Source organism: Rhizobium sp. 2YAF20 (assembly GCF_052114685.1).
In the GTDB taxonomy this organism is placed as follows: domain Bacteria; phylum Pseudomonadota; class Alphaproteobacteria; order Rhizobiales; family Rhizobiaceae; genus Rhizobium.
The window spans coordinates 1-15,410 of sequence record NZ_JBFRFF010000072.1 but is presented as its reverse complement, the minus strand read 5'-3'; the positions used below and the strand labels follow the sequence as shown (position 1 = coordinate 15,410).

Genomic DNA, 15,410 nt, shown 5'->3' with positions numbered 1-15,410 from the left:
TGACGGCGTTGATCCGCACCAACATCAACGTCCAGGAACTGACCGTCGCAGCCCTGATGAGCGAAAACCCGGAGCATATCTACCACGCGGCGATGATGGACCCGCACACGGCCGCCGAACTCGACCTCGACCAGATCTGGTCGCTGACCGACGACCTGCTTCGAGCCCATCGCCAATGGCTGCCCGAATGGGCAAGGAAGGACTGACGATATCGAGCGGCGGGGTCATTCTCTCCCGGCCACGCCGACTTGAAGGGCCTCGCAGCCACAGCTGCGGGGCCTTTCTCCTGATATTGCGCTTTACACTTTATGGCCTGGAGGCCGAAAAGGCATCCTCGGACGAACAACGCGTCCATCCACCGCAGAGATAATAAAATAGCGCCAGTAAATCTTGGATAGACAATCCGATTTGTTTCCATTCAACAGAGCATACCGCGCCAAACACCACCCATTTCGCGGGCAAATTGACGGCATATTTGGATATTATTGGCACTAAACTCAAGCTGGCGCGTTTCTATTCTGAACGTAACGACGGAAAGAATGAAACCATGAGAAATTTTGTTATTGTGGCGCTGTCCATTGCCACGGCCATGTCAGGGACAGTCCCGGCCTACGCAATGCCGGCAAGGCCGGCCACCGCATCCGCAGGCGCACTTGTCGTGCCGGTGGTGGATCAGGGGCACGACTGGAAGCACAATCTCCAGGACGATCCCATTCCGCAACGTCGCCACGACAATCGCCATCACAATGACCATCATCGTGACTACAGTCACAACGATCGCTACTACGATCAGCAGAACGACCATCACCATCATAACCACATTGGCAAGATCATCGGCGGCGTAGCGGCCGGCGCCTTGATCGGCGGCGCCTTGGCTCCGCAAAGACGGGTCTATGACGACACCGGCTACTCCGATGACGGCGACTATTAACGCCGCCATCCAGCATAAGGTGGATGCTCCCGGACAGCTCGCGACGCTAGTGGTGGGACTGACCAGAAGATCAATGTGTTGGCCCTCGACGCCGACAGTATAGCGATATATAGGCGCAAATGATTACCCGGTAATCCCTATGCACTTTTGCGAGTGTTTGAAAACGGCGCATTATACTTCCCCCAACAGGGAGATAATGGCCATGAGAAGTATGGTGTTAGTCGTAATATATTGCGGTGTGTGTCTTTCGGACTTTGCGGGCGCCCAATCGTTCCCAATGATTGCCCTGTCCAGCGTGGAAGAAGCCACATCGACGCTGCTGAACGATTGCGTGTCATGTCGCGAGTGCCGCGTGCCAGGTACCACCCGTTGTCGATCTCACCTCCCAAGCGCAAAGGAAAAGGCCCGGCTGGGATACCGGGCCTCACCATTAGAACTCAGAGGTACGAGTCCAGGCTAAATTAGAAGCTGCGCTGGAAGCGAAGGATACCGGCAACCTGATCTTCGCCGACCGAATCGAAGTTGCTGTAGGTAACTTCCGGCGTAACGACCAAGCCCTTGACCGGCTTGAACTGGACGTTTGCAGTCGCTTCGAAGATCTTCGAGTCGGTGTAGGCGAGCTGCAGGTTGCCGGTCAGCTTGTCGTTGAACGGAACCGTTACGCCACCCCAAACTGCCCAGTCACCCCAGCCGCAGAGATCGCCACGACCAACCGGGCAAGCCGACGGGTTGAGGTTCGAACCGGCATACTGGTTCAGCTTGTCGCCGTCGGTGTTCCAGCCGCCCATCAGGAAGGCCTTGAAGGCGCCGAAGTCGGCATCGATACGAGCCTTGATAGCACCTTCTTCGACGATCGAGTCATAGCCGCCGACGACCTTGAAGGACCAACCGCCAGCCTTGTAGCCGACGCCGAGGACACCGTTCGGAGCGTAGTGATTGCCCTTGGCAGTCTGCCAGGCACCACCATAGCTCGAAGCATCAGCAGCAGAGTTGCTGTCTTCGATCGACGCAACAGCCGTGAAGCCGTTGCCGGCGTCGAAGTTGTAGGTCAGCTGGTTGAGTTCATACGGGCCGTCCCAGATCACGTCGTCGTTGATGACGTTGCCGGCATAGCCAGCAAAAAGGTTGTACTGCGAATCCTGCTTACCGACCAGGAAACCGCCGAGGCTGATATTGGCCCAGAGAAGCTTCGATGTCGTGGCGGCGCCTTCCTGCCAATCGAAACGATAGACCGTGTTGGTCTTCAACGCACCATATTCGGTGTCCGAAGCCGTATCGATGGAAAGCTGAGCACGGGTGTGCCACAGCGTGCCGACGCGGCTGGTTGGGTTGTAGGCGTCGTACCACTTGCCTTCGGTACGAACCATGCCGCCGACTTTCAGGCAGGTTTCCGTGCCGGGAATGTAGAAGTAGCCAGCGCCGTAAGCGTCGCAAATGCGGACGTATTCAAGCGGTTCCGGCTCGGCAGCAACGATAGCGTCAGCCGCGTGAGCGCCGGATACTGCTGCCAGGGCAGCAGCGGAGCCGAGAAGAAGGCTCTTGATCGTCATAGTAACTCCTGTTCGATATCTGATTGAATCCAAGCAAACCAATAATAATGGCCCCTTAGCTTCTTTAAGATGGGGACGCGAAGCACCATGCCTCTGTCCTGGGCGACCCTATAAATGGCTCATTACAGATTTGTAACATTTAATGTGCCAACACGAATTGTGACAGCACGAGAGTGAATCGTGTTGCGCATTTATCACGCAAGTGCCTGATGTCATTGAAATATTAACTGGAACTCCTCAAGCGATAGAAAATCTCGCTCGCCTGCGTTGAGTGATTTTCCGCTTAAGGCCCTCGCCAATTGCATAGCTGCACACCTAAATCGTTGCAGGTCGCGGCCGGCGAAAATATTTAAATATATTATGCTTTGCTTACTATATTCGAATCTTGCAATTTGGAATCGTTACCGGCTGTAAGCCCGCCGTGCTTTTGCGCATGGCCGGCCCCTGGCGCGAGACGATTTACGTCTGCCACTGACCAGCGGCGTCCCGTGGACTGCAGTGGGAGCACATCCTGATCAATGATAATCGGGAATACCGGGCATGGTTTGAAAGCCGCTCAATCCACGAAAGCGGCGGATCCAGCGACGCAAGGCCGGAAACTCGTCGTGGTCGATGCCGTAATCGCGGCTGAGCGCGAAGGACGGGAACAGTGTCAGATCCGCAAGCGTCGGCCCGTGACCGACGAACCATTCAGCCCCGTCGAAATGACGAAATGTCATATGGTCGTCCATGATGCGGAACGCTTTGCGGGCGCCAGCGCGAAGATGCGTTTCATGACCTCCGGTCTCAAAGAGAGCCTTAAGCCGCGCAGCGATCGCCGGAGCCAGATCCGTTGCCGAAAAATGCAGCCACATTGCCACCTGGCCGAAGGCGGCACATTCCTGCGGCAGCCAACCGCGCGCTGGGTCATGCGCCTTTGCCAGGTAGGAAAGGATCGCCTCCGGACCGGAAATTGTCAGGTCCCCCTCGGCAAGTAACGGCAGCGTGCCACGTGGATTGAGGGCGAGCATCGGCTGCTTCGTCTCTTCCCGGCCGGGAAACATGTCGACGGCAACCGTCTTCCAAGTCAGGCCGAGCATGGAAAGCAGCAGGCGAACCCGGTAGCTGTTTTCATCCAGCTCGTAATTGTAAAGCGTAACATCGGGCATCAGGCGACCTCCGCCGCATGTTCAAGACTGAAGCGCAAGTTTGCCGCCCAAGTCGCATAGTGTTTCTGCCTTGCACCCGCATAAACCGCCGGCGTGCCGAGAATGACGACGTGTAGAGCGGTTTTCACGGGGGAAATCGTCTGAATGCCGACCAGCAGCGGGTCTGCGTTCAGCGACAGCACGCCGAGGGTTTCGCTAGGACATTCAAGCCCGGCCTGCTCGAGCATGGCCCGAACGCTCTTTGCCGGGCGATCAACGTAGAGGCTTCGAACCGGTGTTATCTCGCCTGCGGACGCCACGTCAGGCATGAGGGCATCCGCCGACGTCGTCGCCCAGATGACCCCGTATCGTTCCTGCGAAAGATAGGTCGGCACCTTGATGGTTGACGGCACGTCGAGGCTTGGATGGGCGGGAATGTGGCGGCATTGTCCAGCGCCGTCATATTGCCAACCATGATAGAGACAGGCGATGTGATCACCGCGCACGAAACCGAAGCTCAGCCGCATCCCTCGATGGGGGCAGCGATCTTCCCAGACGTGGGCTTCGCCACTATTGTCCCGCCACACCACGAGCTCGCGCCCATCGACGACAACGCCCGTCGAGGTCGCCGCTTCGAGAGAGGACGACAAGACGATCGGCACCCAGCCTTCTTCCAGTTTCATAAGGACACTCCCACTGACGCAGCCGCGTTGCGCTCAATATCGAGGATGATGCAATCATAGGGGCCGAGGCTGCAGGCCATCTCGAAAGCATCGACGAGGTCCTCCTGCCCTTTGACCGAAAGTGTCGCGGAGGAAGCGTCGCAAGCGCCGATATTGATCTCAAGATCCAGCCTGCGGGCGCGATGCAGCGCAAATTCTGCGAAGCTCTCGCAAACCAGCTGGCCTGTGAACCTAAAAAGTGCCGCTTGCATCATGCCAGACTATTTCCATTGGGCGTATAGACGCCCTCCCCCTTCGCGCACTAAAATTAAGCATCTCGCATAAATAATAAGCATGCTCGACTTTTGTGCATTTTAGACGTTCCGCGGCGAAAAGTTCAAGGGACTTTCGGAATATTATAGATTTGAACGACCGTCGCAGCCCGTAGAGCAAGATCAGCGACCGCTTACTAACTGGCATAATTGTTGCGTCGATCAGATGAAGGCTGAATGAGCCGCAGAAATAAAAGCGCAGTCTTCGCGTCAAACAAGAAGGGGACACCATGATCGACTTGCGTACGCTTTCCCGCCGCGGATTCCTGAATATGAGCGCGGCAGGCGCTGCCGCCCTGATGCTGCCGGCGGGCCTCGTCCGTCGGGCGTTCGCCGCATCGCCGCTTCCGGCCATCAAGGAAGAAGATGCCGTCGTCGGCTTTGGTCACGTCGGTCCGATCTCGGATGAAGGCTGGACCTGGGCGCACCACCAAGGACTGCTTGCGGTCAAGGCGGCTTATCCGAAGCTCAAGAAGGTGCTCGAGGTCGAGAACATTCCCTATTCTGCTGATGCCACGCGCACCTATCGCCAGTTCGTCAGTGGCGGTGCCAACATCATTTTCGACACCTCCTCGAACGGCGACTTCCTCCATGCGGTCGTCAAGCAGGCGACCGACGTCGCCTTCCTCGAATGCGACGGCCGCGTCGATATGGACAATCTCGGCTGGTATTACCTGGCGCATTGGTATCCGACCTATGTCATCGGCGTCGCTGCCGGCCATCTCTCCAAATCCGGCAAGCTTGGATATGTTGCCTCATTCCCCGTCGCATCCGTCTTCGCCTCGACCAACGCCTTCCTGATGGGTGCGCGCTCGGTCAACCCGAATGCGACGTTGCAGACGATCGCCATCAACTCCTGGTTCGACCCGCAGGCCGCAACCCAGGCGGGAACGGCGCTGATCGACAATGGCTGCGACTTCCTCTTCGGTATCATGGACGAAGCAGGCTATTTGCAGGTCGCCGAAAAGCGCGGCGTCTGGGCCGCGATGTGGAACACTGATATCCGCCGCTATGGACCGAATTCCTACGTTTCGTCGGTCCTTATCGATTTCGGCAAGTACTATGTCGATCAGGTGGGCAAGCGCCTGGCAGGCACCTGGACCCCGAGCGATACGTTGCTTGCCATGGGCTCCGGTGTCGACCGCGACAAATGGGGTGAGAAAGTACCGGCTGATGTCGCAGCCGCCGCCGACGCTGTACGCGACAAGATCATCGGCGGCTGGTCTCCCTTCGCAGGCGAGATCAAGGATTCGACGGGCAAGGTCCGCATCGCCGCCGGGCAGAAAATGACCGACCTTGAACTCTACAACTGGGATTGGTCGGTCGAAGGCGTCACCGGATTGACCGCCTGATCGCCATCCGCCTCCAAACAGGGACCCGGCCGGGGCATTTGGTCGGGTCCGGTGCCATTGCAATTTCGGTGTCCTTTCGATGAGTGAAAACTCGACACGTTTTTCGGCCGCTCCTGGCACGCCACCTCTCGTTCAGCTAAAGGGCATCGCAAAGTATTTTCCGGGTGTCATCGCCAATGAGGATGTCGACCTCGATGTGCTGCCCGGCGAAATTCATGCGCTGCTCGGAGAAAATGGCGCGGGCAAATCGACGCTGATGAACATCCTGACCGGCATCTATCAGCCGGACGCCGGCCGGATCATCATCGATGGTTACGCCAAGACCTTCGCGACACCGGTCCAGTCGATCGCTGCGGGCATCGGCATGGTGCACCAGCATTTCAAGCTGGTTCAGGCGTTTAGCGTTGCGGAAAACATCCATCTCGGCTGGTCGGAGACGCCGCGCCGCGCCTCAGCCCAGGCGCTCGAAGCGCGCACCGTGGCACTTGCGGCGAAATTCAATCTTCAAACACGGCCGGCGGCCCGTATCAGTGATCTCTCCACCGGCGAACAGCAACGCGTCGAAATCCTCAGGGTGCTTGCCCGCCAGGCGCGCGTTCTCATTCTGGACGAACCAACCGCAGTGCTGACACCGGCGGAAGCGCGCGAGTTGTTCAGAGCGTTGCGCGATTTCGTGTCCGTTGGCAATGCGGTGATTTTCATCAGCCACAAGCTCGACGAGGTGCTCGAAATCTCCGATCGCATCAGCATCCTGCGCGGTGGACGGAAAATCGCCACTGAGAACACGGTCGATTGCAATCCACGCATGCTCGCCAAACTAATGGTCGGCCGTGACATCGTGCTTGCGGACATGCGAGACCGGCCCGCCGGTGCTGCACGGGTCTCGCAGCAGCCGGTGCTCAGCCTGGTCAACGTGTCCGCGGTAAACGACGCGGGCGACGAGGCGCTGCATGGCATCTCGCTTGACGTCCACGCCGGAGAAATTGTCGGCATCGCCGGGGTCGCGGGCAACGGCCAGCGCGAGCTCAGCCAGGTCCTGTCGGGGATGCGGGCGCCCACCGCCGGGCATATTCTCATAGAGGGTAGGCCGGTAGACGGCGCCAATGCTGCTGCCTTTGCCGAGCGCGGCATTGGCCATATCCCCGAAGACCGGCTGCATAGCGGGCTTGCGCCTGCTCTCAGCATCACCATCAATGCGGTGCTGCGCGAATACAAGAAGCCGCCGGTTTCCTCGAGCGGTTCCTACAGGCCGGCCGCGGCCGCGATGCTCGCCAAGGATATCGCTGCCGCCGCTGATGTTGCCATCCCCGATTTCGGCATGCCGATCCGCAATCTTTCCGGCGGCAACCAGCAGCGGCTCGTTGCCAGGCGGGAAATGCGCATTGCCCATAAGGTGCTCATCGCAGCCTATCCGAGCCGCGGGCTCGATGTCGGCGCGATCAATACGATGCTACGCTATATCGTCGAGCTGCGGGATGCGGGTGCCGGGATCATTCTGATCTCCGAGGAGCTCGACGAGCTTCTCAACCTTTCCGACCGTATCGCCGTGCTCTATGAGGGCAGGATCATGGGTGTCATCGACAACGACAAGGTCGATATCGACCAGATCGGCCTGCTGATGGGCGGACGAACGCAAGCCCGCGAGGTCGCCTGACATGGCAACGACTTGGCGCCTCCAGCGCTTGCCCTCCGCATCGGCGAGCATCGCTCTTACCGCGCGTATCCTAGCGATCCTTTTGGCCCTTGCTCTTGCCGGCATCATCCTTGCCGTCAGCGGTGCCAATCCGATCGAACTCGGCCTTGAGGTGATCGACGCGAGCTTCGGCTCCAGTTTTGGCCTTCAGGACCTGGGCGTCCTGCTGGTCCCGTTGATATTAACTGGGCTGTCCGTGGCCGTCGGCCAGCAGATCGGCGCCTGGAATATCGGAGCCGAGGGTCAATTCTATGCCGGCGCCTTTGGTGCTGCAGCCGTTGGATTGTTCCTGCATGGGCCGCCTGTCGTGATCCTGCCGCTGATGTTTTCAGCAGGCCTTGTCGGCGGCGCGGTCTGGATCCTGATCCCGACGCTGGCCAGAGCCTATGCCAATGTCAACGAGCTCATCACCACGTTGCTTTTGAACTTCGTCGCCATCCTACTCGTCTACTACGTCTCGACCGGCCCATGGCGGGACCGCACCGCCAATTCGGCGACAGCGCGCCTGTCGGCCGAGATTCCGGAGTTTTGGGGCACGGTCCACTGGGGACTGCCGGTCGCCATTGTTGTGGCGCTCTCCGTCGCCGGCCTGCTTGCATTTTCACGCTGGGGCTATGAGGTCCGGCTTGCCGGCTCCAATCCTTCGGCCGCCCACTATGCGGGAATACCGGCTCGCCGGCACCTGGTAACGGTGATGCTGCTGTCGGGCGCGATTGCCGGCCTTGCCGGCATGCTGGAGCTTGCCGGCACCGTACACCGGCTGCAGGGCGGCATTTCCAACAATTATGGGTATCTCGGCATCATGGTCGCGGTTCTCGCGCGCAATTCCGCGATCGGCGTCATCTTCTCCGCCGCACTAATGGCGTTCATTCTCAACTCCGGGATCATCCTGCAGACACAGGGCCTGACCACCTCGGCCGTGCTGGCCATCACCGGTCTCATCCTCTTCCTCACCGCGATCGGCGACGAGCTCGCCCACTATCGCATCGCACGCGACAAGGCTTGAAGGAGAGCGACCATGGACCTTATGACCGGCCTTTTCACCACAGCCTTCCAGGCGGGCGGCGTTCTGGCGCTCGCGGCTCTCGGCGAGGTGCTGGCCGAACGCGTCGGCGTCGTCAATCTCGGCGTCGAAGGCCTGATGGCGATGGGAGCACTGACCGCGATCGCGACGGTTGCCAGCGTCCCCTCCCCGACGGTAGGCTTCCTTGCCGCGCTGGCCGTCGGCGCGCTGTTCGGCATGCTGTTTGCCTTGGCGACCGTGATCCTCAGGGCCAATCAGGTGCTGTGCGGCCTCGCCCTGACGCTGATGGGCAATGGCATCGCCTCGACAATCGGCAAGGCCTATTCCGGCATGCCGGCCAAGGCGACATTTCCGGGGATCGAGATCCCCCTGCTCAGCGGCATTCCAATCTTTGGCAAGGCATTCTTTTCCCAGAACATCCTCGTCTACCTGATCTACATCATCCTGCCGGTCGCACTGAGCTACCTGATGTTTCGCACCCGCCATGGCCTCAACCTTCGCGCGGTTGGCGAAAACCCGGCCGCGGCGGACGCAGCGGGAATACCGGTCAATCTCATCCGCTTTGCCTATGTTACCGCCGGCTCGGCGCTGGCGGCCGGGGCCGGCGCCTATCTGACGCTCGCCTTCGTGCCTTCCTGGTCTGATGGCGTGGTGGCGGGTCGCGGCTGGATTGCCGTCGCACTCGTCATCTTTGCCGGTTACAGGCCGATCCCGGCAGTCCTCTCGGGGCTGCTTTTCGGCTTCATCACAGCGCTTGGCTTTGTTGGCCAGGCCCGCGGCTGGCCGATCGCGCCTGCCTTCCTTTCCATGCTGCCCTATCTTGGAACGATGGCCTTCATCATCGTGCCGGTACTCGCCTGGCAGCGGATGCGCCGCATTATGGCGGCGCCGGCCGCGCTCGGCATACCCTATTACCGCGACGTCCGCTGACAGCTCGGTCATTTGGATGTGGACGGACAGCCTATAAGCCATCAAACTATGATGGATCGAATTCATGAACGATGAAATGGAAGCGTTTGATGACCCGGTGTTCAGACAAGGCCGCCCTCGATCAATGGTATCCGCTCGATACCGAAACAGAGATTGCCTTCGGCACATCCGCCAACCGCCTGCTTGGCACCGCTCTTGCGGTAACCCGCGGGAAGGACAGCTCAATCATCATCACCGCTGAAGGCTACGAGCAGCCGCTGCCTCTCATCAGGCGTTTCGGTCTTGTCTGGACAACGCTTGGCGAGCCGGCCGGCGGTCTCTTCGCGCTGCCCGAGGCAGATGAAGAGGATCGGCGCATCGTCAATTGCGGTACGGTCGCCGTGCATGCTTCGGGGCTGCGCATCGTCGAAAACTTCCTCGACATGGCGCATTTTCCCTTCGTTCACACCGATATTCTGGGTGCCGAGCCGCACACGGAAGTGATGCACTACAATGCAGAAATACGCCGCGACGTGGACGAAGTCTGGGCGACCAACTGCCAGTTCTTCCAGCCCCAGGCGGCCCTTTCGGCAACCGGCGGCATCATGACGGATTACATCTATCGCGTCATGACGCCGTTTGCGACGCTGCTCTATAAGACATGTCCAAATTCGGCGAACCGATGGGACGTGATCTGCCTTTTCGTGCAGCCGCTGGAACCGGACCGCTGCCGCGCGCATCCCGTCATGTTCCTGATCGATGACGTGTCGACGACGACCGAGCTGGTCAATTTCCAGCAGCTCATCTTTCTGCAGGATCGCATCATCCTCGAAAATCAGCGCCCGGTATTGCTGCCGATGGAGCCACGTGCCGAAATCCCGACGCGGGCCGATGCCAGTTCGATTGCCTATCGCCGTTGGCTGAAGGAAAAGGGCATAACCTACGGCACCACCGCGATGGCCGCCTGACGGGGAATTCCAATGGATCTGCGCAACAGGACGCTCTGCGCCTCCGGCTTTCATTCACCGCAGCGGGGCACGATCGACATCTTGGAGGATGCGCTGATCGCCATCGGCGACGATGGCCGGATCGAGGCGATCCACAGGCCCGGCGAGCCGAACTACCGCTCGATCCGGGACGCGCGTGAAGAGACCGGCGAACTGGTAACCCTTGCGGCAGGCTCCTATCTTCTGCCGGGTTTCGTCGATCTGCATGTCCATGCGCCGCAATATCCACAGCTTGGAAGCGCGCTGGATGTGCCGCTCGAAGTCTGGCTACGGGCCCACACGTTTCCGCTCGAAGCCCGCTATCAGGACGTCGCCTTCGCGCGGCGCAGCTACGGCCTGCTTGTCGAAGACCTATTGGCGAACGGCACGACAACGGCGCTTTACTTTGCCACCATCCACCAGGAGGCAACACGCGTGCTGGTGGACACCTGCCTGGAAAAAGGCCAGCGGGCGCTGATCGGCAAGGTGGCGATGGACAATGTTGACGAATGCCCTGAGGACTATCGAGACGCCTCGGCTGAAGCTGCGCTCGAGGGGACGCGGGCGCTGATCGACTATGTGAGAAGCCATCCTGACAATGATGATTCCCGTGTGCTTCCCGTGGTCACCCCGCGCTTCATACCCTCCTGCACCGACGCGACGCTGGAGGGACTTGGGGCGATTGCCAGGGAATGCGGTTGCCACGTTCAAACCCATTGCTCCGAAAGCGACTGGGCCCATGGCTATGCCCTGTCCCGCTATGGTGCCACCGACACAGAAATGCTCGATCGTTTCGGATTGCTCGGGCGCCGAACAGTGCTTGCGCATGCCAATTTCCTGACGGCGGATGATATGGAGAAAATTGGCGAGCGAGGAGCAGCCATTGCGCATTGTCCGCTTTCGAATGCTTATTTTTCCAATGCCGTTTTCCCGCTTCGCGCCGCGCTGGAAAAAGGCCTTCATGTCGGGCTTGGAACAGACATTTCCGGCGGCCCCAGCGCTTCCATGCTTGAGAACTGTCGCGGTGCGGTACAGGTTTCACGCATGCTCGAAAGCGGTGTCGATCCGACAATTCCGCAGGAGAGCCGCGGCGCAAAAGACCCCGCACGGATCGATTTCAAAGACGCCTTCTACATCGCCACCGCCGGCGGCGGCGTGGCGCTTGATCTGCCGATAGGCCAATTTGCGCCGGGCTTTCAGTTCGACGCGATCGTGATCGATACCAACGCCAACAACGGCACGATCCGCCTTTGGGACGAACTTGATCACGGCGATCGGGTCCTTCAAAAGATCATCTATTGCGCATCACAGGCGAACCTCAGGTCAGTCTGGGTCGGCGGAAACGACGTTGTCTAGATTGCAAAAACCGCGGTCACCATGGGCTGCGGGATTTGTACGATGTCGTAAATTTCTGTTCGAAACGCTCGCCATCGAAAGTTTTGGCGATCTGCGTTTTCTGTGCAATCGACGTTTGCGACGGACCAGCCTCCAGACGGTGGTGCGGAACCTTTTGATTGAACCATGGTTGATGCCTCATAGGAGGAATACCAATGACCAACGATTTCAATCGACCAAATCCTGATTTGCGAACGACGCCGTTGCGTGATCGACCGGGTTGGGCAATGTGGGCAAGCGTCGCAGCTGTCGTTGTCATCCTGGCGCTGGCCTGGTCTCTCTGGCCGCGGACAAGCTCACAACCGGTAACAGCACCGGCGGGTGAAACGTCCACGACACAGCCACCGGTAACATCGACAGCGCCCGCCACACAGCCAGCCACAGCGCCCGAACCGGCAAAACCTGCCCTGGCACCGGCGCCGGCACCGGCTCAGTAAGGACATAGGCCCGTCACAGCGGCGGGCTTATTTCACATCCTTGGGCCGCTCGACCCTCAAGATGGGCCGAGCGCGAGATCAGGCCGCCGCGCGCACAGCTGGTGCTGCCTTGCGATCGAGCGCGCCGCTCCAGACAGTCAGCAAGAGGGCGCCTGCGACAAGGATACCCCCAATCCAAGGGGTTGCCGGCAGACCCATCGGAGATTCGACGACCAAACCGCCGAGCCATGCGCCAAGGGCAATGCCAAGATTGAACGCGGCGATGTTGAGCGCCGAGGCGACATCGACGGCGCCTGGGCGGTGCTCCTTTGCCATCTGCACAACATAGAGCTGGAGACCCGGCACGTTTGCAAAAGACAGGAAGCCGAGAGCTGCAAGTGTGACGAGAGTGAGGACCGGCGAGAAAGCCGTGAAGGAAAAGGCGACCAGCACGATCGCCTGAAGAAAGAAGAGGCCGATCAGCGCCCTGACCGGATTATGGTTGGCGATCCGGCCCCCGGCAATATTGCCGGCCGCAATGGCGATCCCGTAGAGCATCAGGATCAGGCTGACGCTGCCTTCAGAGAAACCGGTGATGTCTTGCAGGATCGGCGCCAGGAAAGTGAAGGCGACGAAGGTGCCGCCATAGCCGAGCGCAGTCATCGCAAAGACGAGCAGCAGGCGGCCTGAGCCAAGGACGCGCAGCTGATCGAGAAGACTTGCAGGTGCAGCCTTTCGGATCGTGTTCGGCAACAGCGTGGCGATGGCGAAAAATGCGATGACGCCGAGAGCAGCGACCGCCCAGAAGGTGGCGCGCCAGCCGAAAGTCTGGCCGATGATCGTGCCGATCGGAACGCCGGTAACGATCGCGACCGTCAGGCCCATGAACATCATGGCAATCGCCGAGGCGCGGCGATTTTCAGGAACAAGATCAGCCGCGATCGTCGAGCCGACGGAAAAGAACACGCCATGGGCGAAGGCTACGATCACGCGGGCAACAAGCAGCAATTCATAGTTCGGAGAAAGGGCCGCGATCGCATTGCCGACGACGAACAGCACCATGAGGCCGAGGAGCAGCGGCTTGCGTTCAATCTTGCCGGTGAGTGCCGTCAGGATCGGTGCGCCGAAAGTGACGCCGAGCGCGTAGACGCTGACGATCAGGCCGGCAAGCGGAAGCGTGATGTGAAGATCGGAGGCAACGGTCGGCAAAAGGCCGACGATGACGAATTCCGTGGTTCCGATCGCATAAGCCGCGATCGTCAAGGCAAAGATTGCTAAAGGCATGGCAAGACCCTCGTGGCACACCGATAGGCGAGCCAGTTGCTGCGGCAGACTACCGCTGGATTGGATGACTGAGAGGCAATATGGGGGAATGCGACGGATACGATAATCCCTCGCTCGGTCGCAGCGCTTGTGAACTCAATTCACGAATAGCGTCGCTACCCGGGAATCTTGCCTTCTGGAAAATATCCGGCGACTGGTCAGCAAGCCGATCGAGCATAGCTCACAGCGCCGGCCCAGCTACGGGGTCGCAGCCGGGGTCCGTTCAATTGTGGGCCTGACAAACAGATCCTTCAGCCCACGAAAAAGTCGCGCAACCTGGCCAGGAGGCTTCGATTTTCCCTCGTGAACAGCGCGCGGACATGATGGGCCGCCGTTGTCGCGCTGACCGCTGCGCCATAGTGGCAGTAGCAAACCAGCCGGTGCAACTGACCGTCCGTCAGGTCGAAAAAGCGTCTCGCTTCGCCATAGCTGTCATTTTCCATTCCGGCTGCTCGCAAAACCGGATCGGCAAACGCCACGGAGATCGGTGAGTGATCAGTGCGCAGGGCCGCGCGCTCAACGGCTGGTTGATACTCTGTTTCGCGTAGCGTTGAAAGTGCCGGGTGAGGATAGCGTTCGAGCAGTTCTGCCCACCGTTCAAGACGTTCCCGGCGTGACATCGGCAGGCGGGGATAGTCGTGGTTGACCTTGGCGACGATCTCCAATTGTTCAAGTGCATGGTGCTTCATGTCGTCCTCCTGTTCAGACGATAGCTGGTGCATCCATTTGGGATTTTCTCCCAGGCCAAAGGTGACTCCGACGCGCCCTGAAGTCCAATCACGATGATACCGCAAATGCACTCCGTTCAGCGACGAACCGACCTTGCGAAAAAAAACTGCCGTCAATGTCGGATACGGGCGATGTCCTACGTCCTGAGGAAAGCCCAATCCGGGCAACGAGACGTCAACGGAGGACGACATGACAGCAGAACCGACAAGCGGCGAAACCCAGACGAGACCACAGGTCCTTGGCGGCGTGGTGACCTATATGAGCGTCGACGGGGCCTCGAAGGCTGCGGCATTTTATGAGCGCGCTTTCGGCGCGACCGAGGTATTCCGCTATCCGGTCGACGAGCTCGGCCGCACGATGCATATTCATCTTCACATCAACGGCAGCTCCGTCATGTTGGGCGATGCCTTTCCCGAACATGGTCATCCGCTGGAAAAACCAAGCGGCTATTCGCTGCAGCTGATCGTCGACGACATCGATGCCTGGTGGAAGCGCGCGGTCGATGCTGGCGCTGAGGTCGTCGTGCCTGTCCAGCTCATGTTCTGGGGCGACCGCTGGGGCCAGCTGCGCGATCCCTCCGGCATCCTCTGGGCGATGAATGCACCCGTGAAGGCCTGAAGGACCATCCGGCCGAAACGGTATCGAGGTCATAAATACGCAGATGGCGGACCGCTAGGTCCGCCATCCAAGCACTGCGGGGTGAAGAACGCCTACTTTACGTTCTTGACGAATTCCGACGTGAAGGTCTTCGACAGATCGATCGGCTTGCCTTCAATGTTCTTGTTGCCCTGCGAAAGCACGGCAAGAACCGTCTTCGGGCCGTCTTCCGGCATCACGCCGTCGGCTGTGAACATGGCCTTGCCGTCGTTAAGCGCTTTGACATAAGCCTCCTTGTCCCCGACGTAGAAATCCTTCGGCATCTTTTCGGCGATTTCCGCTGCAGAATGCGTGTTGATGGCTGCAGAATGCGTGTTGATGAAT

General features: G+C 59.5%; 15 protein-coding genes and 2 pseudogenes. 10 read left to right on the top strand and 7 right to left on the bottom strand.

What is annotated here, in order from left to right; all coding sequences use genetic code 11:
• Both AB4Z52_RS34770 and AB4Z52_RS34765 read left to right on the top strand, forming a co-directional pair.
• Nucleotides 1–206, top strand: a pseudogene (locus AB4Z52_RS34770) (alpha-glucosidase/alpha-galactosidase); the annotation flags it as partial.
• A 341-nt stretch (nucleotides 207–547) separates the two neighbouring features.
• Complete coding sequence (locus AB4Z52_RS34765; protein WP_442222381.1) at nucleotides 548–931, top strand: BA14K family protein; 384 nt, start codon at nucleotides 548–550, stop codon at nucleotides 929–931.
• A gap of 461 nt (nucleotides 932–1,392) precedes the next feature.
• Here the strand turns inward: AB4Z52_RS34765 and AB4Z52_RS34760 are convergent, their stop codons facing one another.
• The 4 genes from AB4Z52_RS34760 to AB4Z52_RS34745 form a co-directional block, all read right to left on the bottom strand.
• Nucleotides 1,393–2,481, bottom strand: coding sequence for a porin (locus AB4Z52_RS34760; protein WP_442222380.1), 1,089 nt, complete (start codon nucleotides 2,479–2,481; stop codon nucleotides 1,393–1,395).
• A gap of 515 nt (nucleotides 2,482–2,996) precedes the next feature.
• Nucleotides 2,997–3,629: a glutathione S-transferase family protein gene (locus AB4Z52_RS34755; protein ID WP_442222379.1), complete on the bottom strand. Its 633-nt coding sequence runs from the start codon at nucleotides 3,627–3,629 to the stop codon at nucleotides 2,997–2,999.
• Entirely contained in the window at nucleotides 3,629–4,291 is a 663-nt protein-coding gene (locus tag AB4Z52_RS34750) for a Rieske 2Fe-2S domain-containing protein (RefSeq protein ID WP_442222378.1), read from the bottom strand. Before AB4Z52_RS34750 ends, AB4Z52_RS34755 begins: the two co-directional genes overlap by 1 nt.
• On the bottom strand, nucleotides 4,288–4,545 hold the full coding sequence (locus AB4Z52_RS34745) for a hypothetical protein (RefSeq protein WP_442222377.1): 258 nt from the start codon (nucleotides 4,543–4,545) through the stop codon (nucleotides 4,288–4,290). The genes AB4Z52_RS34750 and AB4Z52_RS34745 overlap by 4 nt, the downstream gene beginning before the upstream one ends.
• A 287-nt stretch (nucleotides 4,546–4,832) precedes the next feature.
• Here AB4Z52_RS34745 and AB4Z52_RS34740 point away from each other — a divergent pair, with 287 nt between their 5' ends.
• The 7 genes from AB4Z52_RS34740 to AB4Z52_RS34710 all read left to right on the top strand — a co-directional run bounded on the left by AB4Z52_RS34740 (nucleotide 4,833) and on the right by AB4Z52_RS34710 (nucleotide 12,398).
• Nucleotides 4,833–5,954 carry a BMP family ABC transporter substrate-binding protein gene (locus AB4Z52_RS34740; RefSeq protein ID WP_442222376.1) on the top strand — a complete coding sequence of 374 codons (1,122 nt, stop codon included), beginning with the start codon at nucleotides 4,833–4,835 and terminating at the stop codon, nucleotides 5,952–5,954.
• 79 nt (nucleotides 5,955–6,033) lie between these two features.
• Complete coding sequence (locus tag AB4Z52_RS34735) at nucleotides 6,034–7,608, top strand: ABC transporter ATP-binding protein (protein WP_442222375.1); 1,575 nt, start codon at nucleotides 6,034–6,036, stop codon at nucleotides 7,606–7,608.
• 1 nt (nucleotide 7,609) lies between these two features.
• The gene (locus AB4Z52_RS34730) at nucleotides 7,610–8,653 is read left to right on the top strand and encodes an ABC transporter permease (protein WP_442222374.1); all 1,044 of its coding nucleotides are present in this window, start codon (nucleotides 7,610–7,612) and stop codon (nucleotides 8,651–8,653) included.
• Between the two features lie 12 nt (nucleotides 8,654–8,665).
• Nucleotides 8,666–9,601: an ABC transporter permease gene (locus AB4Z52_RS34725; RefSeq protein WP_442222373.1), complete on the top strand. Its 936-nt coding sequence runs from the start codon at nucleotides 8,666–8,668 to the stop codon at nucleotides 9,599–9,601.
• Between the two features lie 89 nt (nucleotides 9,602–9,690).
• Nucleotides 9,691–10,548, top strand: coding sequence for an aromatic ring-hydroxylating dioxygenase subunit alpha (locus AB4Z52_RS34720; RefSeq protein WP_442222372.1), 858 nt, complete (start codon nucleotides 9,691–9,693; stop codon nucleotides 10,546–10,548).
• Between the two features lie 12 nt (nucleotides 10,549–10,560).
• The gene (guaD, locus tag AB4Z52_RS34715; RefSeq protein ID WP_442222371.1) at nucleotides 10,561–11,922 is read left to right on the top strand and encodes a guanine deaminase; all 1,362 of its coding nucleotides are present in this window, start codon (nucleotides 10,561–10,563) and stop codon (nucleotides 11,920–11,922) included.
• Nucleotides 11,923–12,116: 194 nt separating this feature from the next.
• The gene (locus tag AB4Z52_RS34710; RefSeq protein ID WP_442222370.1) at nucleotides 12,117–12,398 is read left to right on the top strand and encodes a hypothetical protein; all 282 of its coding nucleotides are present in this window, start codon (nucleotides 12,117–12,119) and stop codon (nucleotides 12,396–12,398) included.
• Between the two features lie 78 nt (nucleotides 12,399–12,476).
• Here AB4Z52_RS34710 and AB4Z52_RS34705 read toward each other — a convergent pair whose 3' ends face one another.
• Both AB4Z52_RS34705 and AB4Z52_RS34700 read right to left on the bottom strand, forming a co-directional pair.
• Complete coding sequence (locus AB4Z52_RS34705; protein ID WP_442222369.1) at nucleotides 12,477–13,661, bottom strand: MFS transporter; 1,185 nt, start codon at nucleotides 13,659–13,661, stop codon at nucleotides 12,477–12,479.
• 290 nt (nucleotides 13,662–13,951) lie between these two features.
• Nucleotides 13,952–14,389 (bottom strand): hypothetical protein, encoded by a 438-nt coding sequence (locus tag AB4Z52_RS34700; RefSeq protein WP_442222382.1) that lies wholly within the window; start codon nucleotides 14,387–14,389, stop codon nucleotides 13,952–13,954.
• A gap of 229 nt (nucleotides 14,390–14,618) precedes the next feature.
• Here AB4Z52_RS34700 and AB4Z52_RS34695 point away from each other — a divergent pair, with 229 nt between their 5' ends.
• Complete coding sequence (locus AB4Z52_RS34695; protein ID WP_442222368.1) at nucleotides 14,619–15,047, top strand: VOC family protein; 429 nt, start codon at nucleotides 14,619–14,621, stop codon at nucleotides 15,045–15,047.
• A 92-nt stretch (nucleotides 15,048–15,139) separates the two neighbouring features.
• Here AB4Z52_RS34695 and AB4Z52_RS34690 read toward each other — a convergent pair.
• Nucleotides 15,140–15,410, bottom strand: a pseudogene (locus AB4Z52_RS34690) (ABC transporter substrate-binding protein); the annotation flags it as partial.